The organism is Tessaracoccus yangjingae (genome assembly GCF_055326235.1).
Window position 1 is genome coordinate 195,009 of record NZ_JBUZNN010000004.1, and the last position, 23,578, is coordinate 218,586.

Here is a 23,578-nt window from a genome sequence, read left to right on the forward strand (position 1 = left end):
TTTTGTTTGTTATTGCCCCCTTTCCTCCGCCCCCCCAACCCCGTCCTTCCCCCCCCCCACGTCACTCTACTTCACTGTGCAGCGGGCTGCTTGACCTGGGTCAGGCGCCGACGGCGAACCGCACGAAGCGCACGATGGAGGTGTCGCCGGCCTTGAGCGCATCGCCCACCGACTTCTTGTCCTCCCAGACCGCGGCCTGGTCCACGAGCACGACGTCCTTGAAGAAGCCGCCGACGCGGCCCTCGACGATGCGCGGGATGGCGCCCTCGGGCTTGCCCTCCTCCTTGGCCGTAGCCTCGGCGATGCGGCGCTCGTTCTCCACCACGTCGGCGGGAACCTCGTCGCGGGTGACCCACTGCGGCGACATGGCGGCGATCTGCATGGCCACCTGGTGCGCCAGCGCCTCGTCGCCCTCGTACTCGACGAGCACGCCGACCTGCGGGGGCAGGTCAGCCGCGCGGCGGTGCAGGTAGAGGTGGGTGGCGCCGTCGAAGTTGGCGGCGTTGACCACAGAGAGGTTCTCGCCGATCTTCGCGCCGAGCTCGGCCACGGCGTCGGCGACCTTGGCGCCCGAGGCCAGCGAAGCCTCGTTCGTGGCGGCCACGTCCTTGGCACCCGAGGCGATCACCGCGGCGAGGATGTCGTCGGCGAGGCTGACGAACTCCCCGTTCTTCGCGACGAAGTCGGTCTCGGAGGCGAACTGGATGAGGGCGCCGTCGCGGCCCGCGACGATGCCGTTGGTGGCCTCGCGGTCCGCGCGCTTGGCGGCCTTGGCAAGGCCCGAGATGCGCAGCAGCTCGATCGCCTTGTCGAAGTCGCCCTCGGCCTCGGTGAGGGCGCGCTTCGCGTCCATCATGCCCGCGCCGGTGGCGTCGCGGAGCTTCTTCACATCAGCGGCAGTGATTGCCATGAGTGGTGTTTCCCGTCTTGTTGAGTGAGATCAGTTGGCGTCGGTGGTGTCAGCGTCCGCGGCGGGGGCCTCGGCCTCGACGGCGGGGGCCTCGGCCTCGACAGCCGGAGCCTCGGCCTCGACAACCGGAGCCTCAGCCTCAACAGCCGGAGCCTCAGCCTCGACCGCGGGGGCGGCCTGGGCGTCGGCGCCGAGGAGCTCGCGCTCCCAGTCGGGCATGGGCTCGGCCTGGACCTGCTCGCCGCCACGGCCGGAGGAGCGCTCGATGAGGCCGTCGGCGACAGCGTCGGCGATGATGCGGGTCAGCAGGGCGACGGAGCGTATGGCGTCGTCGTTGCCCGGGACCGCGTAGTCGACCTCGTCGGGGTCGCAGTTGGTGTCCAGGATGCCGACGACGGGGATGTGCAGCTTGCGGGCCTCATCGACGGCGAGGTGCTCCTTCTTGGTGTCCACGATCCACACGGCCTGGGGGGTGCGGGCCATGTCGCGGATGCCGCCGAGGGTCTTGTCGAGCTTGATCTTCTCGCGCTCGAGCTGCAGGAGCTCCTTCTTCGTCAGCCCGGAGCCGGGGACGTCGGTGAAGTCCATGCCCTCAAGCTCCTTGAGGCGCTGGATGCGCTTGGTCACCGTGTGGAAGTTGGTGAGCATGCCGCCGAGCCAGCGCTGGTTGACGTAGGGCATGCCGACGCGCGTGGCCTGCTCGGCGATGGCCTCCTGCGCCTGCTTCTTGGTGCCGACGAAGAGGACCTGGCCGCCGCGCGCCACCGTCGACTTGACGAACTTGTACGCCTTGTCGATGTAGCTCAGCGAGAGCTGGAGGTCGATGATGTAGATGCCGTTGCGCTCGGTGAAGATGAACCGCTTCATCTTGGGGTTCCAACGACGGGTCTGGTGCCCGAAGTGAACGCCGGACTCGAGGAGTTGGCGAGTGGTGACGACGGCCATGGCCGGTCCTTCCGCGGCGGGGCACGGCCCCGCCTGACTTCGGTGAGCTGAGCTCACGGTGGTTACGATGGCCCCGGACGTGGGGCCAATGCCTGATGCGCCCGGCGCCGAACCCGCTGACGCATCAGCGGGACCACTCGGCCACCGGCGGTCCCCCGCGCGGCGCATGCGATGTCAACCCGGAGGTTGCGGGGACCATCCTAGACAGTGCCTCCCACACTGGACAAAACGGCCGCCGTCCACAGCCCGCGGCGAGCGCGGGAGATCGGGGCGCCGCGTGACGACAAAGGGGCATGCGCGCCACCCTGGTCTCGATCTGCCTCGTCGTCCTGCTGCACGCCGGCACCTCCCCCGCCGGCGCCGACCAGGGGCTGGTCCTCGATCCGCCGCTGTCGGGGCCCATCGTGCGCGCGTTCGACGCCCCGGCCTCTCCCTACGCCGCGGGGCACCGGGGGGTTGACCTGGCCGGGGGCGTGGGGGCGCAGGTGCGGGCGTCCGCCGCGGGGCGGGTGTACTTCGCCGGCAGGGTGGCCGGCACCGGCACGGTCTCCGTGGACCACGGCAACGGATGGCGGACCACCTACCAGCCGGTGACCCCCTCGGTGGTCACGGGGCAGGTGGTCTCCGCCGGGGACCGGCTCGGCTCGCTGTCCGCAGGTCACTGCGCGGCGTCCGCGTGCCTGCACTGGGGCCTGACCGACGGCGAGACCTACCTCGATCCCACGGCCTACACGGCGCTCCCGGTGATCCGGCTCCTGCCCGCCGGGTCGCGGCCCCCGGCCCGGCCCGAGCTTCCCCCGGCCCGGGTGGGCGGGGCCGGGCCGCGGCCCGTCGCGGGGCCGGTGTCCTCACCGTTCGGCATGCGGCGCCACCCGGTCACGGGGGTGGTCAAGCTGCACGACGGGGTGGACATCTCCGCTGCGTGCGGCACGCCCGTCACCTCACCGGCCGCCGGCCGGGTGGTGGACGCCTCGTTCCACGCCGCCTACGGCTACCGGGTCCGGATCGACCACGGGGCGGGCCTGACGATGGCCTACACGCACCTCCAAAGGCTTGAGGTGTCGGAAGGCCGACGGGTCGCGGCAGGGGACCTGATCGGCAGGGTCGGGAACACGGGGCTCTCCACCGGCTGCCACCTGCACTGGATGGCCTGGCGCGACGGCTCACTGACCGATCCGCTCTCGCTCCCGTGAGCCCGGCGGCGGCGTCGGTGTCAGGCGCGGGGATGCGCCTGGCCGAACGCCTGCCGGAGCCGCTCCGGCGTGACGTGGGTGTAGATCTGCGTGGTGGCCACCGACGCGTGGCCCAGCATCTCCTGGACGCTGCGCAGGTCGGCGCCGCCCTCGATCAGGTGGGTGGCCATGGCGTGACGCAGGCCGTGCGGCCCCACGTCGGCCCCCGGCCCGGCGGCGGCCGTGACCGCGTGCACCACCCGTCGGGCCACGCGCGGGTCGAGGGCCCCGCCCCGCGCGCCGAGGAAGACGGTCGCCGGGCTGCCCTCCACGGCCACCCGGGGCCGGGCGGCCAGCCACCCGTCGATGGCCCTCAACGCCGGCAGGCCCAGCGGGACGGTCCGTTGCCTGCCGCCCTTGCCCAGGACCGTGAGCGAGCGTCGATCCCGGTCGACGTCGCGCAGCAGCAGCCCGCACACCTCGGAGACCCGCAGGCCGCTCGAATACAGCACCTCGACCAGAGCGAGATCGCGTCGCGCCAGCGGGTCGTCCTCCTGGCCCGCGCGCGCCTCGGCCCCGGCCAGGCTCAACGCCACCGCGCCGACGGCGGGCACCCTGGGCAGGGCCTGCCTGCGCTTGGGCGCCCTGAGCCGCAGCGCCGGGTCCTCCCGGATCAGCCCCTCGCGCAGCGCCCAGGCGAAGAAACCCCGCGCGCAGGCCACGCGCCGCTGCACGGTCGCCGAGGCCGCGCCGTCGTCGGCCATCCCGGCGAGCCACCCACGGAGCCCGGTGAGGGTGACCCGCCCGAGATCCACGTCCACGGACGCGGCGAGGTCCAGCAGGTCGGCGCGGTAGGCCCGCACCGTGTTGTGCGAGAGCCCGCGCTCGGCGCGCAGGTGCGCCGAGTAGTCGTCCACGGCCGCGGACCACCCGGGGGGAAGCTCCATGCCGCCAGTCTGGCGCACCAGGGCCGCTCAGACGACGCACGACACCCGTGCGGCATACTGGTCAGCCGGACAGCAGGGTCCGATCGAGCGGAGGACGGGACATGACGCAGGACGATCTCACGCAGGGCGGCACGGTGTTGCCGATTACTCGCTGGGGCACGCCGGTCATGCACGAGCAGACGGCGCCGGTCACGGTCTTCGACGAGAAGCTCCGCACCCTCGTGAGGGACATGTTCGCCACCATGCAGGCCTCCGACGGGGTCGGACTGGCGGCCACACAGGTGGGCGTAGGGGTGTCGGTGTTCATCTACGCATGCCCGGACGCCGACGATGTGATCCAGGTGGGCGCGGTCTGCAACCCGGTGGTGACCGTCCCTGAGGGTCCCGACCGCCAGCTCGACGCCGCGGATGAGGGCTGCCTGTCCTTCCCCGGGGGCTACGCCCTCCTGGCGCGCCCGGACAGGGCGCGCTGCGTCGGCCAGGACCCGTGGGGTAACGAGATCGTCGTGGAGGGCACAGGGCTGCTGGCCCGCTGCCTGCAACACGAGACGGACCACCTCAACGGCACCGTGTTCGGGGACCGGCTCTCGGCACGCTCCCGCCGGCAGCTGGATGCGAAGGTCCAGGAACTCGCCTGGCGCTACCCGGACGACTGGCCGGTCTCCCCCAAGGCCACCCATGCCAGTCCGACGGCCCAGGGCGACGCGCCCCACGTGCAGGGCTGACCCGCACAACCCAGCGGCGTCGACGGCGCCGGCAGGGAGCGTCGCGGCTCAGTGCTGGGGGTGGAGCGGCGTGAGGCCGCCGGGGATCTCGTCGGTGACCACGATCACGGTGTCGATGGCCTTCCAGTCCGCCTCCTGGCACCGTCGCCGCAACTCCTCGATCTGTCCCACCGTGACCGCCGCCCCCTCCACCGGCACGACGAACACTTCGCTGTGGAACACGTGGCCCAGGTCCCTGGTGCGCACCTCTGCCTCCGCCACCCACCCGGTCGTCAGCGCGGCCCGTCGCAGCTTCTGGATCACGGGATGCGGCTCCTCGGAGTCGATGGGGGTGGCCCGCGCGTCGAGGAGCGCCGAGACGGCGTGCCGCAGGTTGGTCACTCCGTCCTTGACGATGCTCAGCGACACCACCATGGCCGCCACCGCATCGGCCCACCACAGGCCGAAACCGATTCCGACCACGCCGGCGACGGTGGCCAGACCCGTCTGCCAGTCGGCCTTGAGCATGTCCGCGTCGGCCGCCAGCACCTTGTCGTGCAGTTGCTCGGCCAGCTTGAGCTTCATCCGGCCGAGGATCACCGGCGGGACGGCGGTGAGCGTCATGACGACGATCATGAGCCAGCCGGCCCAGATCGTGCGCCCCGCGAGGTTGACCACGCCGATCGGCGGCCGCTCGCCGGAGATCAGCCCCGAGGCGCCGTTGTAGATGAGCAGCAGGCCGAAGGTGAGGAGGGCCACCGCGGACACGAGGTGACCGGCGGCGATGGCGCGGTGGTGCCCGTACGGGTGCTCGGGGCTGCGCGGGAGCGCCGCGCGGCGCACGCCGATGAGGAACGCGATGGGGGCGATGAGCGCCAGGGAGTCCTCGGCGAAGGCTGTGCGCATGGCCTGGGACTGCCCCGCCGTGACGCCCACGGCCGCGATGATCGCCACCATCACCAGCAGCGACACCCATTCGAGGCGGATCGCCCGGTGCAGCAGCGCAGACTGCTCGGGGGGCAGCGCCGAGTGGCGACGCCCGGTCATCCCTCGTGGCCTTCCGCGATGAGGAAGCGTTCGAGGTTGCTGAGCAGTGCGTTCTCCCCCTGCCTCACGGCGATCACCAGCTTCTCCGACTTCCCGTCGGGGCCCACCGTCCGCGTGTAGGGGCGGGTGAACGCGGCATGGGTCGACCACGGGGAGTCCGAGGCAAGTCCGCCGATGACGAGATCGACCTGGCCGAGCTTGAGCAGTTCCATCAGCTCGCTCTCCGCCCCCTCCCTCCACTCGACGGTGGCGCCGATGCTCTCCGCGTAGGCCTCGACGATCTCGGCCTCGGCGCCGGTCACCGCCCCGTCGTCGGCCACGTCGACGTGCGGAGGGTGACTCGAGACGCCCACCAGCAGGGGTCCACCCGACGCCCTGATCAGCGTCCCCTCCGGATCGCGGGGGAAGTCCGGCTCAGCGCAGCCCGCCAGCAGGAGAACCAGAATGACGGCGACACACCGTCTGACGACGTGTTCCATCGTCGCAGTCTGTCACGGGGCCAGGGCGTAGGCCAGGATCGCGGCGGCCGCGGCCACGTTGAGCGAGTCGACGGCCGAGGTCATCGGGATGGTCACGTGGCGGTCGGCCGCGGCCAGCCACGCGGCGCTCAGGCCCCGGCCCTCCGTGCCGAGCAGGAGGGCAATCTTCTCCGGCGCGACGAACGCCGCGAGGTCCACGGCCGACGGGGACAGGGTGGCGGCCACCAGGGCGAAGCCGGCCTCGCGCAGGCGGCCCAGGTCCGCGTCGTCGTCCATCCTCCGCCACGGCATCGCCAGCGACGCGCCCATCGAGGCCTTGACCGCCCGACGGTACAGCGGGTCCGCGCTGCCCGGCGACACCACGACGGCGTCCCACCCCAGGCCCGCCGCGACACGCACGATGGCGCCGATGTTGGCGTGGTCCACCACGTCCTCGCACACGATCACGCGGCGTGCGCCCAGGATCCGGTCCCACGGGGCCTCGGGGGGCCTGTCGAACGAGCCCAGCGCCCCGCGGTGCACGTGGAAGCCGCTCACGGTCTCGATCAGGGCCTCCGTCGCCACGTAGACCGGCACGTCGGGCCACCGGTCCAGCAGCGGCTGGACGCCGGCGAGCCACCGCGGCTGCAGCAGGAGCGACCTCGGCCGGCACCCGGCCGCGAACGCCCGCTCGATGATCTTGACCCCCTCCGCGATGAAGCGGCCGCCGTCGGCCTTCCGCAACTGCGCGTCGCGGAGTCCGACGAAGTCGGCGAGCCGTCCGTCGGCGGGGTCGGTCACGTCGATCAGCACGGGGCGACCCTACCGCCGATCCCGCCGACGCCGGATGGCCGATAGCATCGCGGCCATGGAACCGTTCGTGCTGCTCGACGACGCCGCGAGCGGCGCCTCGACGCTGCTCAGCGGATTCCGGCGGGTGAGCGAGGTCCAACTGGACTCGCTGGACGCGGCGCTGCGCGCCGGGTGGGACGAGGGTCTCCACTGCTTCGCCTGGCTGCCGTACGAGTTCGGCGAGGCGATCATGGGGCTCTGCGCCGACGGCCGAGCGGCCTTGTACTGGTTCGAGTCCCGCACCGCCACCGACGCGGACGCCTGGCTCCCCGAGGACCGCCACGCCTGGCTGGCCGACGTCGTCCACGACGTGGACCTCCCCCACTTCCGGGACCGGGTGGCCCAACTGCAGGAGGCCATCGCCGCCGGCACCACCTACCAGGTCAACTTCACCCACGAGGTGACGGCGCGGCTCGTCGGGGAGCCATCGGCCCTTTACGCCCGCCTCAGGCAGAGGCAGCCCGTCGCGTTCGGCGCCCTCTCCCACCTGCCCCCTCCCGCGGCGCCGTGGACGCTCAGCCTCTCCCCCGAGTTGTTCCTGCAGGTCGAGGGCGGAACCGTGGTTGCCCGTCCCATGAAGGGCACCGCCCCCGCGGACTCGGACCCGGAGGCCCTGCGCCTCGACCCCAAGAACCGGGCCGAGAACCTGATGATCGTCGACCTCCTCCGCAACGATCTCAGCCGCGTCGCCCTCCCGGGCACAGTGGCGGTGCCGCGGCTGTTCGACGTGGAGCGGGTGGGAAGCCTGTGGCAGATGACCAGCACCGTCACCGGCACCCTGGCCCCCGGCACCACCCCGGCGGCCCTGCTCGCCGCCACCTTCCCGTGCGGGTCCATCACCGGGGCCCCGAAGCTGGCGAGCATGCGGCTGATCCGTGCGACCGAGGGCGGCGGCCGCGGGCTCTACACAGGCAGCCTCGGCACCATCGAACCGGCCGCCGACAGCCTCGGCTGGCGGATGGGCCTCAGCATCGCCATCCGCACCCTGGAGATCGGCGACGACGCGGGAGTGCGCCTGGGGATCGGCTCCGGTGTGGTGGCCGACAGCACGGCGGCCGCCGAATGGGAGGAGTGCCTGGCCAAGGCCGCCTTCGCGACCACGCTCGAGCCGACGGTGACCCTCAAGGAGACGCTCCGCGTCGTCGACGGGGTGGCACCGCTGGCCGCGAGGCACCAGGCCAGGTTGGACGCGTCCGCCTCGGCGCTCGGCTTCGGGACCGTGGCGGGCGTGATCGAGGCCGCCGTCCGCGACACCCCGGCCGGCCGGTGGCGGCTGTCACTGGACGTCACACCCGCCGGTGAGGTCACCGCGACACGGACGCCGCTCGACCCGGACCCCCCAGAGGTCCGGGTGCGGCTGGCCACCGCGCCGTGGGCCCCGGGGCCGCTGGCCAGGCACAAGACGTCGGCCCGCGCCCTCTATGACGAGGCGGTCGGCGACGCCGTCGGACGAGGCTGCTTCGACACCATCGGGTTCGACGCCTCGGGGCGGGTCCTCGAGGGTGGGCGCACGTCGGTGTTCGCGCTGGTGGACGGCCGCTGGGCCACGCCTCCGCTCGCGCTCGGCATCCTCGACGGCGTCCAGCGCGCGGCCGTGCTGGCGGAGCCCGGCCTGCTCGGTGCCGACACCGTGTCCGAGGAGATCCTGACCGTCGACCAGCTACGACGCGCCGACGCCGTCGTGGTCACCAACGCGCTCCGCGGGATCCTCCCGGCGCGCCTCGAGGAGGACGCGTGAAGCTGAAGGTCGACCCCATCCTGGTGATCATCCTCGGCACCCTCGCGTTGGGTCTGCTCCTCCCCGTCAGCGGCCGCCCGGCGGAGGTGCTGGACCTGGTGACCCTCGTCGGCATCTTCGTGCTGTTCTTCGGCTACGGCGCCAGGCTGTCGGCGGCCGAGACCCGCTCGGGGCTCAAGAACTGGAAGTTGCACCTGGCCATCCTCGGCACCACGTTCGTGGTGTTCCCCCTCCTGGCCCTGCCCCTGCTCGCCGTCCCCGACGACGTCCTCTCGGCTCCCATCCGGGTGGGCCTCATCTTCCTGTGCCTGGTTCCGTCGACGGTGCAGTCGTCGATCACCTTCACCTCGCTCGCGGGCGGCAACGTCGCGGCGGCGATGGTCGCGGCCACCGCGTCCAACGTCCTGGGGGTGGTGATCACGCCGCTCCTGGCCATGGCGCTCATCCCCACCGCCAGCGGGGGGTCCATCGGCTTCGGGCAGGTGTGGGGCGTGGTGGTGCAGCTGCTCCTCCCCTTCGTTCTCGGGCAGCTGTCCCGCGTGGTGACGGCCGGCTTCATGGCCCGGCACAGGACCCGGCTGAAGCTCCTCGACCAGGCGGTGATCATGCTCATCGTCTACGGCGCCTTCTCCGAGCTGAGGGACTCCGGCGTGTGGCGCCAGCTCCAGCTGGCGGACCTGGCGCTCCTGGTGCCGCTGGCGCTCGGCCTGCTGGCGTTCATGTTCTGGTTCACGTGGGCAGTCGGCGGATGGCTGGGCTTCCCGCGCGAGGACCGGATCGCCCTGATGTTCTGCGGCACGAAGAAGTCACTGGCCACGGGCGTGCCGATGGCGAGTGTCCTCTTCCCCGGCGCGACCGTCGGGGTGCTGGTCATCCCGCTGATGCTGTTCCACCAGGCGCAGCTCCTGGTCAGCTCGGTGCTGGCCACCCGGCTGCGCCGGGATCAGGCCTGAGGCGTCCCCGGCTCCGGACCCCACGGGCTGGGCGGCGTGGCGGTCCCCGGCGGGGGAACGTCCGCGGGGGCCGGAGGCTCGGGGGCCGCGGTCACCGCCGGCTGCTCCATCCCCGCCCGAAGGGCCATGGTCTGGCTCGCGCGGTGGGCCCGCTTGGAGGCCGCGCGACCGGCGTCCAGCGCCTGCGCGTCCGCAATGGCCTGCTCGACGGTCTCGGTGGACCGCTGCCGGTCCCGGGCGGCCTGCTCCTCGATCTCGGCCTGCACGTCCACCATGACCGGCGCCTCGAACTTCTGGGCCGCCTTGGACACGTAGTCGCGCACCTCCTCGGCGTTGGTGACCTGGCCCAAGCCCTTCAGCGCGTCGTTGAGTTCGCTGGGAATGATCCACACCTTGTTCGAGTCGCCGCGGGCGAGCTTGGGCAGCATCTGCATGTACTGGTAGGCCAGCAGCGCCTGGTCCGGCTCGGCCGCGTGGATGGCGTTGAACACCTGCGTGATCGCCTGCGCCTCGCCCTCGGCGCGCAGCATCTGGGCCTGCCGGTCCGCCTGGGCCCGGAGCACCGCGGCCTCGCGGTCGCCCTGGGCGCGGAGGATGGCGGCCTCGCGGTCGCCGCCGGCCGACAGGATCTGCGACTGCCGCTGGCCCTCGGCGATGAGGATCGAGGCGCGCTTGTCGCGCTCGGCGCGCGCGCCCTTCTCCATCGCGTCGCGGATGGTGGGCGGCGGCTCGATGGCCCGCAGCTCCACGCGGTTGACCTTGATGCCCCACTTGCCGGTGGCCTCGTCGAGGACGGTGCGCAGCCGCTGGTTGATCTCCTCGCGCGACGTGAGCGCGGCCTCGAGGTCCATGCCGCCGATGATGTTGCGCAGCGTGGTCATGGTGAGCTGCTCGATGGCGGCCCGGTAGTTCTGCGCCTCGTAGGCGGCACGCACCGGGTCGACGATCTGGAAGTAGATGACCGAGTCGATGCTCACCATGAGGTTGTCCTCGGTGATCACGCCCTGCGGCGGGAAGGGCACGACGAGCTCACGCATGTCGAGGGTGTAGCGGACCTGGTCGAAGAATGGGACCACCAGGTGGGGGCCCGGCTCCAGCGTCCGGCGGAACTTGCCGAGGCGCTCGACCAGCGCCACCTGCTGCTGGCGGATGATCTTCAGGGTGGCCGCGAGCGTCATGACGATGAGGACGACGAGTGCGATGAGCACCCACAGTGCGATGTCGGGCATGGGTTGTCTCCTAGCTTCCGAGCTGACGACGGGCGGGATAGACGATGAGCGTGATGCCGTCGAGGGCGAACACCTCGACCTCCTCGTCGGCTTCGATGGTCACCGACGGGTCGTAGGAGCGGGCCTCCCACACCTGGCCCTCGACCTTGACCGCGCCCCTGCTGGCCGTGATCTCGGCCGTGGCCCGGCCGGACGCCCCGACGAGCTTGTCCAGCGACGAGCGGTAGCCCGGGGCCCGGCGGACCCGTTCGAGCAGCGTGGGGCGGAGCACGAAGAGGGTGAGGACGGCCGTGACGAGGGCGACGACGATCTGCAGCCAGATGAGGCCGGGGAACACGAGGGCCGTGACGCCACCGGCGAGGGCGCCGGCCGCCAGCATGAGGAGGGTCAGGTCCATGGTGAGGAGTTCGGCCGCGGCCAGCATGACCGCGAGGATCCCCCAACCCGCCCAGAGGTTGGCGCGGATCCAGTCGACCCAGTCGTTCACATGCGGCTCCTCGCGCTCCAGCGTACGCCGTCGTGGGAGACGGTCAGCGGCATGCCGAAGGTGCGGCTGAGGTTGTCGTCGGTGAGCGTGCTGGCGATGGGCCCCTCGGCCACGATCCGGCCCTCGCGCAGCAGCAGGCAGTGGGTGATCCCCTGGGGGATCTCCTCGACGTGGTGGGTGACCAGGACAGTGGCGGGCGAGTCGGGGTCCTGGCAGAGGTCCGACAGGGTGTCCACCAGCGCCTCGCGGCCCGCCAGGTCCAGTCCGCCGGCGGGCTCGTCGAGCAGGAGCAGCTCGGGGTCCGTCATGAGGGCGCGGGCGATCTGGACGCGCTTGCGTTCGCCCTCGCTGAGGGTGCCGAACGTGCGCTCGCGCAGGTGGGCGACGCGCAGCGAGTCGAGCAGCCGGTCCGCCTGGGCTAAGTCGTAGACGTCGTACTCCTCGCGCCACCGCCCGACGATGGCGTAGGCGGCGGAGAGGACCACGTCCTCCACCCGCTCAGCGCCGGGGATGCGGTCGGCGAGCGCTGAGGAGGTGAGGCCGATGCGGGGCCGGAGCTCGAAGACGTCGACGGTGCCCACCACGTCCCCGAGGAGCCCGACGATGCCGTCGCTCGGATACATCTGGGCCGAGAGGAGTTGCAGCAGGGTTGTCTTGCCGGCGCCGTTGGGCCCGATGACCACCCAGCGCTCCGACTCCCCGATGACGAGGCTGATGTCGTCGAGGAGGGTGGCCTCGCCACGTCTGATCGTCACGCCCGCAAGTTCCGCCACCGCTGCCATGCCACCCAACCTACCGGACTCCGACTCCCCCGCGCGGGGTGCCGGGCCTGAGTATGCGGGGATCACCGGCCCCTGACGACGACCCCAGCGAATCGCCGGTTGAAGCAGGCGTTGGCCGGGGCCAGGGCAGGTTCGGCTGAGGAGGGGCGCGGGAGGGCGCCTATCGCGACGCTCACGCTGACCCCAGCGGGTCGCCGGTTGAAGCAGGCGTTGGCCGGTGGGGGTCGGGGCAAGTTTGGCTGAGGAGGGGCGCGGGAGGGCGCCTATCGCGACGCTGACGCTGGCCCCAGCGTGTCGCCGGCTGAAGCAGGCGTTGGCCGGTGGGGGCCGGGGCAGGTTGGGTGGGCGTTGCTGACGGCGCGCAGCGCGGAGCGCCGCCGCCGGAAGCATGGGCGGCCCGGCCCCCACCGGTCAGCGCAGACCCGACCACACTTCTGGGAAGGGAAACGCGGCCTCGGCCTCACACCAGCAGGCGTCAGGCTCCGGTGGAGTGCAGCCCGCCGTCGACGTGGATCATCTCGCCCGTGGTGGAGGGGAACCAGTCGCTCAGCAGCGCCACGACCGCCTTCGCGGACGGCACCGCGTCGGAGGTGTCCCAAGGCAGGGGCGAGCGCGTCGACCAGGTGTCGTTGAAGGACGACGCTCCCGGAATGGCCTTCTTCGCGACTGTGTCCAGGGGCCCTGCGGCCACCAGGTTGCAGCGGATGCCGTCGGGTCCGAGGTACCGGGCCAGGTAGCGCGACGTGGACTCCAGCGCCGCCTTCGCCACGCCCATCCAGTCGTAGGTGGGCCAGCTGACGCGGGCGTCGAACGTGAGACCCACCACGCTGGCGCCGCGATTGAGCATGGGCTTGCAGGCCATGGTCAGCGACTGCAGCGAGTAGGCGGAGATGTGCAGGGCGGCCCCGACGGTCTCCCAGTCCGTGGTGAGGAACGCCCCGCCCAGCGCCTTCTCGGGGTGGGCGTAGGCGATCGAGTGCACGATGCCGTCCAGGCCGCCGTCGAAGTGCTCGGCCAGCACGCCGGGCAGCGCCGCGAGGTGCTCCTCGTTGGTGATGTCCAGCTCGATGAGCGGCGGCACGGGCTCCAGCTTGGAGATGGCCCGCTGAGCCGGGCCGATGGCGCGCCCGGCCGCCGAGACCACGACGGTGGCGCCCTCGCGCTGGGCGATCTCCGCGACCGCGTAGGCGATGGAGGTGCGCATGGTCACTCCGGTGACCAGGATGTTCTTGCCTTCAAGGAGACCCATCGTCAGGTCCTTTCTCAGTGACCCATGCCGAGGCCGCCGTCAACGGGGATGACGGCGCCGGAGATGTAGCCGGCGTGCTCGCCGGCCAGGAACAGTGCGGCCTGGGCCACGTCGTCGACGCTGCCGAGCCGGCCGGCGGGGATCCGCTTCGTGTAATCCGCGATGGTCTCATCCGGCAGGACGGCGGTCATGTCGGTCTCGATGAACCCGGGCGCGATGACGTTGGTGGTCACGTTGCGCGAGCCGATCTCGCGGGTGAGGCTGCGCGCCATGCCCACGAGTGCCGACTTGGACGACGAGTAGTTGATCTGTCCGGGGGAGCCGAGGAGGCCGACCACGGACGAGATGAGGATGATCCGGCCGAAGCGGCTGCGCATCATGGCGCGGCTGGCCCGGCGGACGACGCGGAAGGTGCCGGTGAGGTTGGTGTCGATGACCGACTGCCAGTCGTCGTCGGACATCCGCATCAGCAGGGTGTCCTTCGTGACGCCGGCGTTGGCGATGAGGATCTCGACGGGGCCCAACTCGGCCTCCACCTGCGCGAACGCCTGGTCCACCTGCCCCTGGTCCGTGATGTCGCACGGGACGCCGAGGACGCCCTCGGGCACCCCCCCGGACCGGTAGGTAGCGGCGACGCGGTACCCGGCGTCGCGGAATGCCTCGGCGATCGCGCGCCCGATGCCCTTGGATCCTCCGGTGACGAGGACGACTCTTGATTCAACCACGGGAGCAACTTACCGCACGGCCCCCCGAGTCGAGGGGTCGCCGACAGGGCCGGACTATGCTGGCTGGCATGGCCAAGGGAGACGACTCGACGCTCATCACGAGCGCCGGCCGCGGCCGCACCCTGGACCTCGAGGAGCGCCAGCGGCGCTACCTCATCACGATGGGCGTGCGCACCGCGTGTTTCCTGCTGTTCCTGGTGGTTCCGGGGTGGTGGAAGCTCGTGGCGCTGGGCGCGGCGGTGTTGCTCCCGGCGTTCGCGGTGCTCTTCGCCAACAACGCGGACCACCGCCCGCCGCCTGTGGTGCCCGCCGAGGAGCCGGGTACCCCCCGCGCCGCCATCACCGGGGGCGAGGTGGTGCAGGGCACCATTGAGGAGGACGAGAGGTGACCGGCAGGTGAGCAGGCAGGTCAAGCGGTGGATCGCGATGGGCGTGTTCGCGGCCATCCTGGCCACGGTGTTCGTGATGCTGGGCCAGTGGCAGTTGCGGCGCCTCGACGAGCGGCGCGAGACCAACGCCACGGTGGAGGCGCACCGCGACCTGCCCGTGGCGCCCTACCGGGACGTGATGACCGGCCCCGTCGGAGACCAGGACCAGTGGTACCGGGTCACCGCCACGGGCACCTACACCGCGGACCAGTTCCAGGTGCGCTACCGCTCGCTGGATGGCGCCTACGGCAGCGAGGCGGTGGCGGTGCTCGAGACCACGGAGGGCGACTTCCTGCTGGTCAACCGCGGATTCCTGGTCCGGCAGCCCGGTTATCCCGACGGCGCGCTGCCCGCGCCGCCCGCGGGCGAGGTCACCGTGACCGGGTACGTCCGCCGCAACGACCGGGGCGACGAGGGGGCGATGACCCCCCACGAGAACCAGATCCGGTTGATCAGCTCGGAGGCGCTGGGGGCGGCCCTCGGCAAGGACCTCGTCGACGGCTACGTCGCGCTGCTGGAGTCGACACCGGCCGAGACCGATGTCCTGCGCCCGCTCGCGGCCCCGTCGCTCGACGAGGGCCCGCACCTCAGCTACGCGCTGCAGTGGTTCGCCTTCACGCTCATCGGCGTGGTGGGCATGGTGGTCCTGGTGCGGGCGGATCTCCGCGACCGGAAGAAGGATCGGGAGGCGTCGGCGCGGGAATCCGTCGAGAGTCCGTGAGCGGCCTCGACTGGCTCCGCTGCCCGCACTGCGGGGCCCCACTCCACCGCGACGCCCGAGCCCTGCGGTGCCCCTCGGGCCACGCCTTCGACGTGGCCCGCCAGGGGTACGTCAACCTCCTCGGCCGGGCGGCCCCGGCCAACGCGGACACCCCGGCGATGCTCGACGCGCGGGACCGGTTCCTGGCCGCCGGCCACTACTCCCCCGTCGCCGACGCGGTGGCCGCCGCCGTCGGAGACGCGCGCCGCATCGTCGAGGTGGGGGCGGGCACGGGCTACTACCTGGCCCGGGCCCTGGACGCGCACCCGGCCGCCGAGGGTCTGGCGACCGATGTCTCGACGGCGGCGGCGAGGCGCGCCGCCCGGGCACACCCGCGCGCGGCCTCCATCGTCGCCGACACCTGGGCGGGGCTCCCCGTCGCCGACGGCGCCGCCGACGCCCTGCTGTGCGTCTTCGCGCCGCGCAATCCGGCGGAGTTCGCCCGGATCCTGACCCCCGGCGGCCGCCTCGTCGTCGTCGTCCCCCATGCCGGACATCTGGCCGAACTGCGCGCCGGCTACGGCCTCCTCGAGGTCGCCCCGGACAAGGCCGACGCCCTCCTCGCGTCGCTGACGGGCTGGCGTGTGGCCGCGTCCGACACGGTGGAGCGGCGCCTGGAGCTGACCGCCGAGGAGGTGGCGGACGTCATCGGGATGGGCCCCAACGCCTTCCACGGCGAGCGCTCCGGCACGGCCGCCGCGTCCGCCACGATGGCCGTCGACATCCTCACCCTGGTGCGCCCGGGGTGACCGGTCCACGATCTACGCTGACGGCATGACCTCGACCCGGTGGGGCTTCGGACTCGGCACCCTCGGCCGCGACATGCTCGCGGCGCTGGTGTCGCTGTACCTGATGTTCTACCTCACCGAGGTCCTCGACGTCTCGGGCCCGCAGCTGGCCGCGGTCACGGTGATCCTCGTGGTGATGCGCGTCTTCGACGCCGTCAACGACCCGATCATGGGCGTGGTGGTGGACAACACCAGGAGCCGGTGGGGCAAGTTCAAGCCGTGGATCCTGGTGGGCGCCGTCCTCTGGGGCGCGGCGAGCATGCTGATGTTCGCCGACCTCGGCGTCGACGGCTGGGGCTACATCGTGCTCTTCACCGCCGTCTACATCGTCTACGAGGTCTCCTACACCATCAACGACATCGCCTACTGGTCGATGCTGCCGTCGCTGACGCAGGAGCAGAAGGAGCGCGAGAAGATCGGCGTGGTGGCGAGGATCTGCGCCAACATCGGCCTCTTCGCGATCGTGGTGGCGCTCGTGCCCGTCACGGCCTGGCTGACCGACCTCATGGGCGACGCCCGCGCCGCCTGGTTCGCTCTCGCGGTCGCCCTGGTGGTCGTCATGCTGGCCTTCCAGTCGCTCACGCTGATCTTCACCAGGGAGCGGGTGGCGGGGCACCGGGAGAGCACCCCGCTGAAGGAGCTGTTCTCCGTCATCGCCCGCAACGACCAGCTGCTCTGGGTGACCCTCGCCATGGTGGCGTTCATGGCCGGCTACATCACCACCACGTCCTTCGGGCTGTACTACTTCAAGTACTACTTCCGCGACGAGGGCGCCTACCCCGTCTTCGCGGCCATCCTCGGCGTGTCCCAGATCGGCGCCCTGGCGTTGTTCCCGCTGGTGTCCAAGGTGCTGCGCCGCTCCCGGATCCACCTGCTGGCCACCGTGATGTGCGTCGCCGGGTACGCGGTGTTCCTGGCCTCGGGCACCAACCTGCTGGTCGTCGGCATCGCGGGCGTGCTGCTGTTCGCCGGCCAGGGCGCCATCCAGCTCCTCATGGTGATGTTCATCGCGGACTCCGTCGAGTACGGCGAGTGGAAGCTCGGGCGCCGAAACGAGTCCGTGACGTTCTCGCTCCAGCCGTTCATCTACAAGCTGAGCAACGCCATCGCCAGCGGCGTGGTGGGGATCACCCTGATCTGGTCCGGGATCGACGTGGCCCGCACCCCCGACGACGTCACCGAGGCAGGTCTCGGCATCCTCAGGGTGGCCATGCTGGGGCTGCCGATGGCGCTGATCATCGTCAGCTACGTGATCCTGCGCGCCAGGTACCGTCTGGACGAGGAGTTCTACGGCACCGTCGTGGCAGACCTGGCGGAGAGGAACGCTCGTGTCGACGAAGCACATCACTAAGTCCCACACCGTGCGGCAGTTGTACCGCCACCCGGTGGGCCGCGACATCATCGACAAACTCCTGCTCCAGACGGGCCTGCCCAGGCGGCTCGTCCACACCGTCGCGTGGATGAAGCTGGAGTGGCTCGAGGGCCTTGTGGAGCCGATCACGGGCCCCGGCATGCTCGATGTCATCCTCGACCTCGTCAACTCCGAGCACGACCGTCCACTGAACGGCCGCGCCCCGCACCCCACCCCGTGGTGGCGCGAGGCGGTCTTCTACCAGGTCTACCCGCGCTCCTTCGCGGACTCCTCGGGCAGCGGCGTGGGCGACATCCGGGGCATCATCGGCAAGCTGGACTACCTGGGGGACCTCGGGGTGGACTGCGTGTGGCTCTCCCCCATCTTCAAGTCGCCCAACGAGGACATGGGCTACGACGTCAGCGACTACCGCGACATCAACGAGGAGATGGGCACCCTCGCCGACGTCGACGAGCTGATCGCGGCCTGCCACGAGCGGGGCATGCGGCTGATCCTCGACCTGGTGGTCAACCACACCTCGGCCGAGCACGAATGGTTCCAGAAGGCGGTGGCGGATCCGACGGGCCGGTACGGCGGGTACTACTTCATGGTGGAGGGGGACCCGGAGACCCCGCCCAACAACTGGACCTCCTTCTTCTCCGGATCGGCGTGGACCTGGGTGCCGGAGGCGGAGCGGTGGGTGCTGCACCTCTTCGCCGACGGTCAGGTGGACCTCAACTGGGACAACCAGGACGTCCGCGACGAGGTGGCCGACATCGTGCGGTACTGGATGCAGCGCGGCATCGACGGCTTCCGGCTGGACGTGATCAACTACATCTCCAAGGAGCAGGGCCTCCCCGACGGTCACCCGTTCATCGGGAAGCTGCTGGAGTTCGTCGGGGTGGAGCACTACTTCTACGGCCCCCGCCTCCACGAGTTCCTGCGCGGCCTGCGGCGCGACGGTTTCACCAGGCGGGAGCAGCCGGTCTCGACCCCCCGTCGCCGCCGCCCGGACGGCACCCTGGCCGAGCCCCTCCCCCCGGACATGATCGGGGTGATGGTGGGTGAGACCCCCGGCATCGGGATGGAGCTGGGCCGGCTGCTGAGCGGCTACGGCCGGGGCGAGATGGACCTCATCTTCAACTTCGACGTGCTCGACAACCCCGGCCACGTCCGCTGGGACAGCTACCGCTACCAGCTCTACTACCTCAAGCGGTTCTACCGGGCCTACCACTCGCACCTGGCGCCCAACGACTGGATCGCGGTGTTCCTGGACAACCACGACAACCCGCGGATGCTCAGCAAGTTCGGGATGGGCCTGGAGAAGGACCCCGCGGTCCGCACCGCGATCGGGAAGATGCTGGCCACCATCCAGCTCACGATGCGGGGCACGCCCTTCCTGTTCCAGGGCCAGGAGCTGGCCGCCATCAACCAGTCGTTCGAGGGCGTCGACGAACTGCGCGACGTCGAGTCGATCAACCGCCACGACGCCCTCCTCGGCCGCGGCATGACGCCGGAGGCGGCCTGGGGACAGATCCTGGCCGGCTCGCGGGACCACTCCCGGGTCCCCCTGCGCTGGACACCCGAGGGCGGCTTCACCGAAGGCACGGCATGGCTGGTGGGCACCGACCGCGAGCCCGGCTTCTCGGCCGAGGAGCAGGTGGCGGACCCGGACTCGGTCTACTCATGGCACAAGGCGCTGATCCAGCTGCGCCGCTCGCACAGGGCGCTCACCATCGGGGCCCTGCAGTGGGTCCACCCGCACCACAAGTTCTACTTCGCGTTCTACCGCAAGCTGGCGGGCGAGGTGTTCCTGATCGAGTGCAACACGTCCTCGAAGCAGCGCAAGCGGCCGCACGTCGGCGGGCGGATCGTGCCTGTCATGGGGGGCCCACGACGCCCGGTCATGGAGCCGTGGGAGGCGACGGTCAGCCGCGTCCTCTGAACGGCCGCGGCCCGGGGTTCCCCGAGGGCCCCGTCACAGGCGCAGGAACGCCCTGAACTCCTCGCACGCCCGCTCCGCCCGGCGCTGATCGGGCAGCTCGCAGAAGATGCGCAGCAGGGGTTCCGTGCCGGAGAATCTGGCGATGATCCAGCCGTCCTCGAACAGCACCTTGCATCCGTCGAGGTACGACGTGCCGGTCACCGGCTCCGTGAAGGTGGGGATGTCGCGGTCCTCCAGGAGGGTGCGCAGGATCTCCGGCTTGCGGTCCGGGTCGAACGCGAAGTCCATCTCCGCCATGTAGTGGGGCGGGAACTGGCCGGTGATCTCGGCGTAGATCTCGCTCATCGGCTTGCCCACCACGGCCATCATCTCCACCAGCAGCGCGGCGGCGTAGATGCCGTCCTTGCCCGCGATGTGGCCCCGCACCGTCAGGCCGCCGGAGGACTCGCCCCCGATGATGGCGCCCGTCTCCAGCATCTTGCCCGACACCCACTTGAACCCCACGGGCACCTCGTAGCAGGTCTCGCCGAACCGCTCGGCCACGTCGTCGAGCAGCGAGGTGGTGGCCACGTTGCGCACCACCGGCCCCGTCCACCCCTTGTACTTGAGCAGGTAGTAGTAGAGGATCACCAGCAGCTGGTTGGGGTGCAGGAAGGCCCCCGTGTCGTCGATGATGCCGATCCGGTCGGCGTCGCCGTCGGTGGCGATCCCCAGGTCGCAGTGGTGGTCCACCACGTAGCGTGCCAGAGCCTGCAGAGTGTGCGAGGTGGGCGACGGCAGCCGGCCGCCGAACAGCGTGTCGTGGCGGTCGTTGATCACCTCGACGTCCACGCGGGCGGTCATGAGGATGGTCTGCAGCGAAGTCTTGGACACCCCGAACATCGGGTCCAGGGCGATCTTGAGCCGCGCCTCCCGGATGGCGTCCATGTCCACCTGCGCGATGATCGAGTCGATGTAGCCGTTGAAGGTGTTGATCTCCTCGACGGCGCCGCTCGCCGCGGCCTTCGGGTAGGCGATCGACGCGATCCCCGCCTCCCGCTCCCCCTCGAGCGCCTCCATGCGGGCCTCGAGGTCGGCGGTGACGGCCTCGTCAGCGTCCCGGCCGCCGCGGGTGAACACCTTGACGCCGTTGTAGAGCGCGGGGTTGTGGGAGGCGGTGACGGCCAGGCCGTAGGGGCGGTTCTGGTCCTTGACCGTCCACATGATCATCGGGGTGGGCGCCTGCGCCACCTTGATCACGGCGGTGGGGATGCCGTGACCGGCGAACACCTCGGCTGCCCACTCAGCCGCGACATCGGACAGGAACCGGCGGTCGTGGCCGATCACGATCCCCTCGCCCGCCACGCCCTCGTCGATCATCCGCTCCGCCAGGGCCGCGGAGAGCAGCCTGACGTTGGCGCGGGTGAACTCGTCGCCGATGATCGCCCGCCAGCCTCCGGTACCAAACCTGATCCTCGCCACGGTTCAACCGTAGCCACACGGCGCGGGGCGCACAGGTTCCGCGCACTCGCCTGCGCGATCGCTCACCTACTGTGAGTGGACCCGGGCGCGCGATCGGTCAGGCGAGGTCGATCAACTCGGCGTAGTCGTCGCTCCAGAGGTCCTCGACGCCGTCAGGCATGACGAGCACCCGGTCCGGCTCCAGCGCCTCGACGGCGCCGGGGTCGTGCGTCACCAGGATGACGGCGCCCGCGTAGGTGCGGATGGCGTTGAGCACCTCCGCGCGCGACGCGGGGTCGAGGTTGTTGGTGGGCTCGTCGAGCAGCAGCACGTTGGCCGCGGACACCACCAGCATCGCCAACGCCAGCCGGGTCTTCTCCCCGCCCGACAGCACGCCGGCGGGCTTCTGCACGTCGTCGCCCGTGAACAGGAAGGAGCCCAGCACCTTGCGCACCTCGGTGTCGTTGAGGTTCGGTGAGGCCGTCTTCATGTTGTCCAGCACGCTGCGCTTGACGTCGAGGGTCTCGTGCTCCTGCGCGTAGTAGCCGAGCTTGGCGCCGTGGCCGAGCTCGACGCGCCCGGCCGAGGGCTCCTCCATCAGCGCCAGCAGGCGCAGCATGGTGGTCTTCCCGGCGCCGTTGAGACCGAGGATCACCACCTTGGAGCCCTTGTCGATGGCCAGGTCGACGGCGGTGAACACCTCCAGGGACCCGTAGGACTTGCTGAGGTCGTGGCCGCGCAGCGGCGTCTTGCCGCAGGGCGCGGGCTCGGGGAAGCGGATCTTGGCCACGGCGTCGACGCGCCGTTCCCCCTCGACGCCGGCCATCAGCTTCTCGGCGCGCTTGGCCATGTTCTGCGCGGCGACGGCCTTCGTGGCCTTCGCGCGCATCTTGTCGGCCTGGAGCATGAGCTGGGAGGCCTTGCGCTCGGCGTTGGCGAGCTCGCGCTTGCGGCGCTTCTCGTCGGTCTCGCGCTGGAGCAGGTAGCGCTTCCAGTTCATGGAGTAGATGTCCATCTCGGCCCGGTTGGCGTCGAGGTGGTAGACCTTGTTGACCACGGCGTCGAGCAGCTCCGTGTCGTGGGAGATCACGATCAGCCCGCCGGGGAAGGTCTGGAGGTAGCTGCGCAGCCACACCACCGAGTCCGCGTCGAGGTGGTTGGTGGGCTCGTCGAGGAGCAGGGTCTCTGCGTCCGAGAAGAGGATGCGGGCCAGCTCGATGCGGCGGCGCTGGCCGCCGGACAGCGTCTTCAGCGGCTGGCCGAGGACCCGGTCCGCCAGGCCCAGGTTGGCCGCGATCCTCGCCGCCTCGGCCTCGGCTGCGTACCCCCCGGCAGCCATGAGAGCGGCCTCGGCGCGGGCGTAGGCGGCCATGGCCTCGTCGCGGACCGACTCGCTGTGGCTGCCCATGCCGGCCTCGGCGCGCCGCATGCGCTGGATCACCTCGTCGAGGCCGCGGGCGCCGAGGATCCGGTCCCGCGCGATCTGCTCGGGGTCACCGGAGCGGGGGTCCTGCGGGAGGTAGCCGAGCTGCCCGGCGCGCGTCACGGTGCCGGCGGCCGGCAGGGACTCCCCGGCCAGGATGCGGGTGAGGGTGGTCTTGCCGGCGCCGTTGCGGCCGACCAGGCCGATCCGGTCTCCGCCGATCACTTGGAAGGACACCGGCGACAGCAGCAGCCGGGCGCCCGCGCGCACCTCGATGTCCTTGACCTGTAGCATCCGGCTAGTCTCGCCTCCGCACGCGTCGAGGGCAAACCGGCGCCGCTCAGCGGCGCCTGCGGGTGGACAGGAGGCCGTCGGTCACGAAGAGCGCGACGGCGGCCCACACCAGCGCGAATCCCGCCCACCGCGCGGCGGGCATCGGCTCGTGGAACACCAGCCACCCCACCAGGAACTGCCCGATGGGCGCCAGGTACTGCAGGATCGCGATGGTCACCATCGACACCCGGCGGGCGGCGGCCGCGAACAGCAGGAGCGGCACCGCCGTGACGATCCCGGTTGTGGCCAGCAGAAGGCCGTACCCCCCTGACGCGGTCGACTGGCCCGACAGCGCGAGGTAGGCCAGGTAGCCGGCCGCCAGGGGCGCGACGGCGGCCGTCTCGATCGCCAGGCCGGGCAGGGCGCCGACGGAGCGGCCGGCGAGCTTCTTGACGAGGGAGTAGTGCCCGAAGGAGGCGGCCAGCGTCAGCGCGATCCAGGGCGCCTGCCCGTAGCCCACCACCATGACCACGACGGACGCGGCCCCGAAGGCCATGGCCGCCCACTGCAGCGGCCGTAGCCGTTCGCCGAGGACGACGATGCCGAGCGCGGCCACCGCGAGGGGATTGATGAAGTAGCCCAGCGCGGTCTCCAGGGTGCGGTGTGTCATGACCGCGAACACGTAGGTGGACCAGTTGACGACGATGAGCACGCCGGCGACCGCCAGCCCCACGACCGCGCGTCGGTCGGCCAGCGCCGCGCGCAGCGCCCCCCACTGCCGCAGCACCGCGATGAGCAGCAGGCAGAAGACCAGTGACCACAGCGCGCGGTGCGCCACCACCTCGAGGGCGCCGGAGCGGTCGAAGAACTGGAAGTACAGGGGGAACAGCCCCCACAGCCCGTAGGCGGCCAGCCCGTACCCCAGGCCCGTCCTCGCGTCACTCTTCATCGCCCGCCGAGCCTATCGCGGGG

23 protein-coding genes are annotated in these 23,578 nt (G+C 71.3%); 9 read left to right on the forward strand and 14 right to left on the reverse strand.

Features of this window, described 5'->3' with window-relative positions:
- Nucleotides 1–100 precede the first annotated feature (100 nt).
- Both tsf and rpsB read right to left on the reverse strand, forming a co-directional pair.
- Nucleotides 101–910 carry a translation elongation factor Ts gene (gene tsf, locus ACZK5D_RS08060; protein ID WP_458994261.1) on the reverse strand — a complete coding sequence of 270 codons (810 nt, stop codon included), beginning with the start codon at nucleotides 908–910 and terminating at the stop codon, nucleotides 101–103.
- Nucleotides 911–940: 30 nt separating this feature from the next.
- Nucleotides 941–1,855 (reverse strand): 30S ribosomal protein S2, encoded by a 915-nt coding sequence (gene rpsB / locus ACZK5D_RS08065; protein ID WP_458994262.1) that lies wholly within the window; start codon nucleotides 1,853–1,855, stop codon nucleotides 941–943.
- A gap of 293 nt (nucleotides 1,856–2,148) precedes the next feature.
- Here rpsB and ACZK5D_RS08070 point away from each other — a divergent pair, with 293 nt between their 5' ends.
- Nucleotides 2,149–3,048, forward strand: a complete 900-nt coding sequence (locus ACZK5D_RS08070) for a M23 family metallopeptidase (protein ID WP_458994263.1) — start codon at nucleotides 2,149–2,151, stop codon at nucleotides 3,046–3,048.
- A gap of 20 nt (nucleotides 3,049–3,068) precedes the next feature.
- Here ACZK5D_RS08070 and ACZK5D_RS08075 read toward each other — a convergent pair whose 3' ends face one another.
- Nucleotides 3,069–3,974: a tyrosine recombinase XerC gene (locus tag ACZK5D_RS08075; RefSeq protein ID WP_458994264.1), complete on the reverse strand. Its 906-nt coding sequence runs from the start codon at nucleotides 3,972–3,974 to the stop codon at nucleotides 3,069–3,071.
- A 101-nt stretch (nucleotides 3,975–4,075) separates the two neighbouring features.
- Here ACZK5D_RS08075 and def point away from each other — a divergent pair, with 101 nt between their 5' ends.
- Nucleotides 4,076–4,699: a peptide deformylase gene (def, locus tag ACZK5D_RS08080; protein WP_458994265.1), complete on the forward strand. Its 624-nt coding sequence runs from the start codon at nucleotides 4,076–4,078 to the stop codon at nucleotides 4,697–4,699.
- 48 nt (nucleotides 4,700–4,747) lie between these two features.
- Here the strand turns inward: def and ACZK5D_RS08085 are convergent, their stop codons facing one another.
- Genes ACZK5D_RS08085 through ACZK5D_RS08095 form a run of 3 tightly spaced genes read right to left on the reverse strand, consistent with a single transcriptional unit; the run spans nucleotide 4,748 to nucleotide 6,996 of the window.
- Nucleotides 4,748–5,725 carry a cation diffusion facilitator family transporter gene (locus tag ACZK5D_RS08085; protein WP_458994266.1) on the reverse strand — a complete coding sequence of 326 codons (978 nt, stop codon included), beginning with the start codon at nucleotides 5,723–5,725 and terminating at the stop codon, nucleotides 4,748–4,750.
- Nucleotides 5,722–6,204 (reverse strand): substrate-binding periplasmic protein, encoded by a 483-nt coding sequence (locus ACZK5D_RS08090; protein WP_458994267.1) that lies wholly within the window; start codon nucleotides 6,202–6,204, stop codon nucleotides 5,722–5,724. Before ACZK5D_RS08090 ends, ACZK5D_RS08085 begins: the two co-directional genes overlap by 4 nt.
- Nucleotides 6,205–6,216: 12 nt before the next feature.
- Nucleotides 6,217–6,996 carry a TrmH family RNA methyltransferase gene (locus tag ACZK5D_RS08095; protein ID WP_458994268.1) on the reverse strand — a complete coding sequence of 260 codons (780 nt, stop codon included), beginning with the start codon at nucleotides 6,994–6,996 and terminating at the stop codon, nucleotides 6,217–6,219.
- 55 nt (nucleotides 6,997–7,051) lie between these two features.
- Between ACZK5D_RS08095 and ACZK5D_RS08100 the strand changes: the two genes are divergently transcribed.
- Nucleotides 7,052–8,773 (forward strand): bifunctional chorismate-binding protein/class IV aminotransferase, encoded by a 1,722-nt coding sequence (locus ACZK5D_RS08100; RefSeq protein WP_458994269.1) that lies wholly within the window; start codon nucleotides 7,052–7,054, stop codon nucleotides 8,771–8,773.
- A complete protein-coding gene (locus tag ACZK5D_RS08105) occupies nucleotides 8,770–9,726 on the forward strand; it encodes a bile acid:sodium symporter family protein (RefSeq protein ID WP_458994270.1) in 957 nt (318 codons plus the stop codon). Before ACZK5D_RS08100 ends, ACZK5D_RS08105 begins: the two co-directional genes overlap by 4 nt.
- On the opposite strand, the gene ACZK5D_RS08110 is transcribed toward ACZK5D_RS08105, so the two are convergent.
- The 5 genes from ACZK5D_RS08110 to ACZK5D_RS08130 form a co-directional block, all read right to left on the reverse strand.
- Nucleotides 9,717–10,904: an SPFH domain-containing protein gene (locus ACZK5D_RS08110; RefSeq protein ID WP_458996554.1), complete on the reverse strand. Its 1,188-nt coding sequence runs from the start codon at nucleotides 10,902–10,904 to the stop codon at nucleotides 9,717–9,719. The genes ACZK5D_RS08105 and ACZK5D_RS08110 overlap by 10 nt on opposite strands.
- Before the next feature lie 61 nt (nucleotides 10,905–10,965).
- The gene (locus tag ACZK5D_RS08115; RefSeq protein WP_458996555.1) at nucleotides 10,966–11,379 is read right to left on the reverse strand and encodes an NfeD family protein; all 414 of its coding nucleotides are present in this window, start codon (nucleotides 11,377–11,379) and stop codon (nucleotides 10,966–10,968) included.
- Nucleotides 11,380–11,438: 59 nt separating this feature from the next.
- Entirely contained in the window at nucleotides 11,439–12,224 is a 786-nt protein-coding gene (locus tag ACZK5D_RS08120; protein ID WP_458994271.1) for an ABC transporter ATP-binding protein, read from the reverse strand.
- Between the two features lie 475 nt (nucleotides 12,225–12,699).
- Nucleotides 12,700–13,473: an enoyl-ACP reductase FabI gene (fabI, locus tag ACZK5D_RS08125; protein WP_458994272.1), complete on the reverse strand. Its 774-nt coding sequence runs from the start codon at nucleotides 13,471–13,473 to the stop codon at nucleotides 12,700–12,702.
- A gap of 14 nt (nucleotides 13,474–13,487) precedes the next feature.
- A complete protein-coding gene (locus ACZK5D_RS08130) occupies nucleotides 13,488–14,198 on the reverse strand; it encodes a beta-ketoacyl-ACP reductase (RefSeq protein WP_463664906.1) in 711 nt (236 codons plus the stop codon).
- A gap of 68 nt (nucleotides 14,199–14,266) precedes the next feature.
- On the opposite strand from ACZK5D_RS08130, the gene ACZK5D_RS08135 reads away from it, so the two are divergent.
- The 5 genes from ACZK5D_RS08135 to ACZK5D_RS08155 are packed head-to-tail and all read left to right on the forward strand — an operon-like array spanning nucleotide 14,267 to nucleotide 19,470.
- On the forward strand, nucleotides 14,267–14,587 hold the full coding sequence (locus ACZK5D_RS08135; protein WP_458994274.1) for a DUF3099 domain-containing protein: 321 nt from the start codon (nucleotides 14,267–14,269) through the stop codon (nucleotides 14,585–14,587).
- A 7-nt stretch (nucleotides 14,588–14,594) separates the two neighbouring features.
- Complete coding sequence (locus tag ACZK5D_RS08140) at nucleotides 14,595–15,347, forward strand: SURF1 family cytochrome oxidase biogenesis protein (RefSeq protein WP_463664907.1); 753 nt, start codon at nucleotides 14,595–14,597, stop codon at nucleotides 15,345–15,347.
- A complete protein-coding gene (locus ACZK5D_RS08145; protein ID WP_463664908.1) occupies nucleotides 15,344–16,135 on the forward strand; it encodes a putative RNA methyltransferase in 792 nt (263 codons plus the stop codon). The genes ACZK5D_RS08140 and ACZK5D_RS08145 overlap by 4 nt, the downstream gene beginning before the upstream one ends.
- Nucleotides 16,136–16,160: 25 nt before the next feature.
- Complete coding sequence (locus ACZK5D_RS08150; protein ID WP_463664909.1) at nucleotides 16,161–17,525, forward strand: glycoside-pentoside-hexuronide (GPH):cation symporter; 1,365 nt, start codon at nucleotides 16,161–16,163, stop codon at nucleotides 17,523–17,525.
- Complete coding sequence (locus ACZK5D_RS08155; RefSeq protein WP_463664910.1) at nucleotides 17,503–19,470, forward strand: alpha-glucosidase; 1,968 nt, start codon at nucleotides 17,503–17,505, stop codon at nucleotides 19,468–19,470. Before ACZK5D_RS08150 ends, ACZK5D_RS08155 begins: the two co-directional genes overlap by 23 nt.
- A 33-nt stretch (nucleotides 19,471–19,503) precedes the next feature.
- Here the strand turns inward: ACZK5D_RS08155 and ACZK5D_RS08160 are convergent, their stop codons facing one another.
- The 3 genes from ACZK5D_RS08160 to rarD all read right to left on the reverse strand — a co-directional run bounded on the left by ACZK5D_RS08160 (nucleotide 19,504) and on the right by rarD (nucleotide 23,555).
- On the reverse strand, nucleotides 19,504–20,931 hold the full coding sequence (locus ACZK5D_RS08160) for a phosphoglucomutase/phosphomannomutase family protein (RefSeq protein WP_463664911.1): 1,428 nt from the start codon (nucleotides 20,929–20,931) through the stop codon (nucleotides 19,504–19,506).
- A 97-nt stretch (nucleotides 20,932–21,028) separates the two neighbouring features.
- Nucleotides 21,029–22,627: an ABC-F family ATP-binding cassette domain-containing protein gene (locus ACZK5D_RS08165; protein WP_458994280.1), complete on the reverse strand. Its 1,599-nt coding sequence runs from the start codon at nucleotides 22,625–22,627 to the stop codon at nucleotides 21,029–21,031.
- A 46-nt stretch (nucleotides 22,628–22,673) separates the two neighbouring features.
- Nucleotides 22,674–23,555 carry an EamA family transporter RarD gene (rarD, locus tag ACZK5D_RS08170; RefSeq protein WP_463664912.1) on the reverse strand — a complete coding sequence of 294 codons (882 nt, stop codon included), beginning with the start codon at nucleotides 23,553–23,555 and terminating at the stop codon, nucleotides 22,674–22,676.
- Between the last annotated feature and the right edge of the window lie 23 nt (nucleotides 23,556–23,578).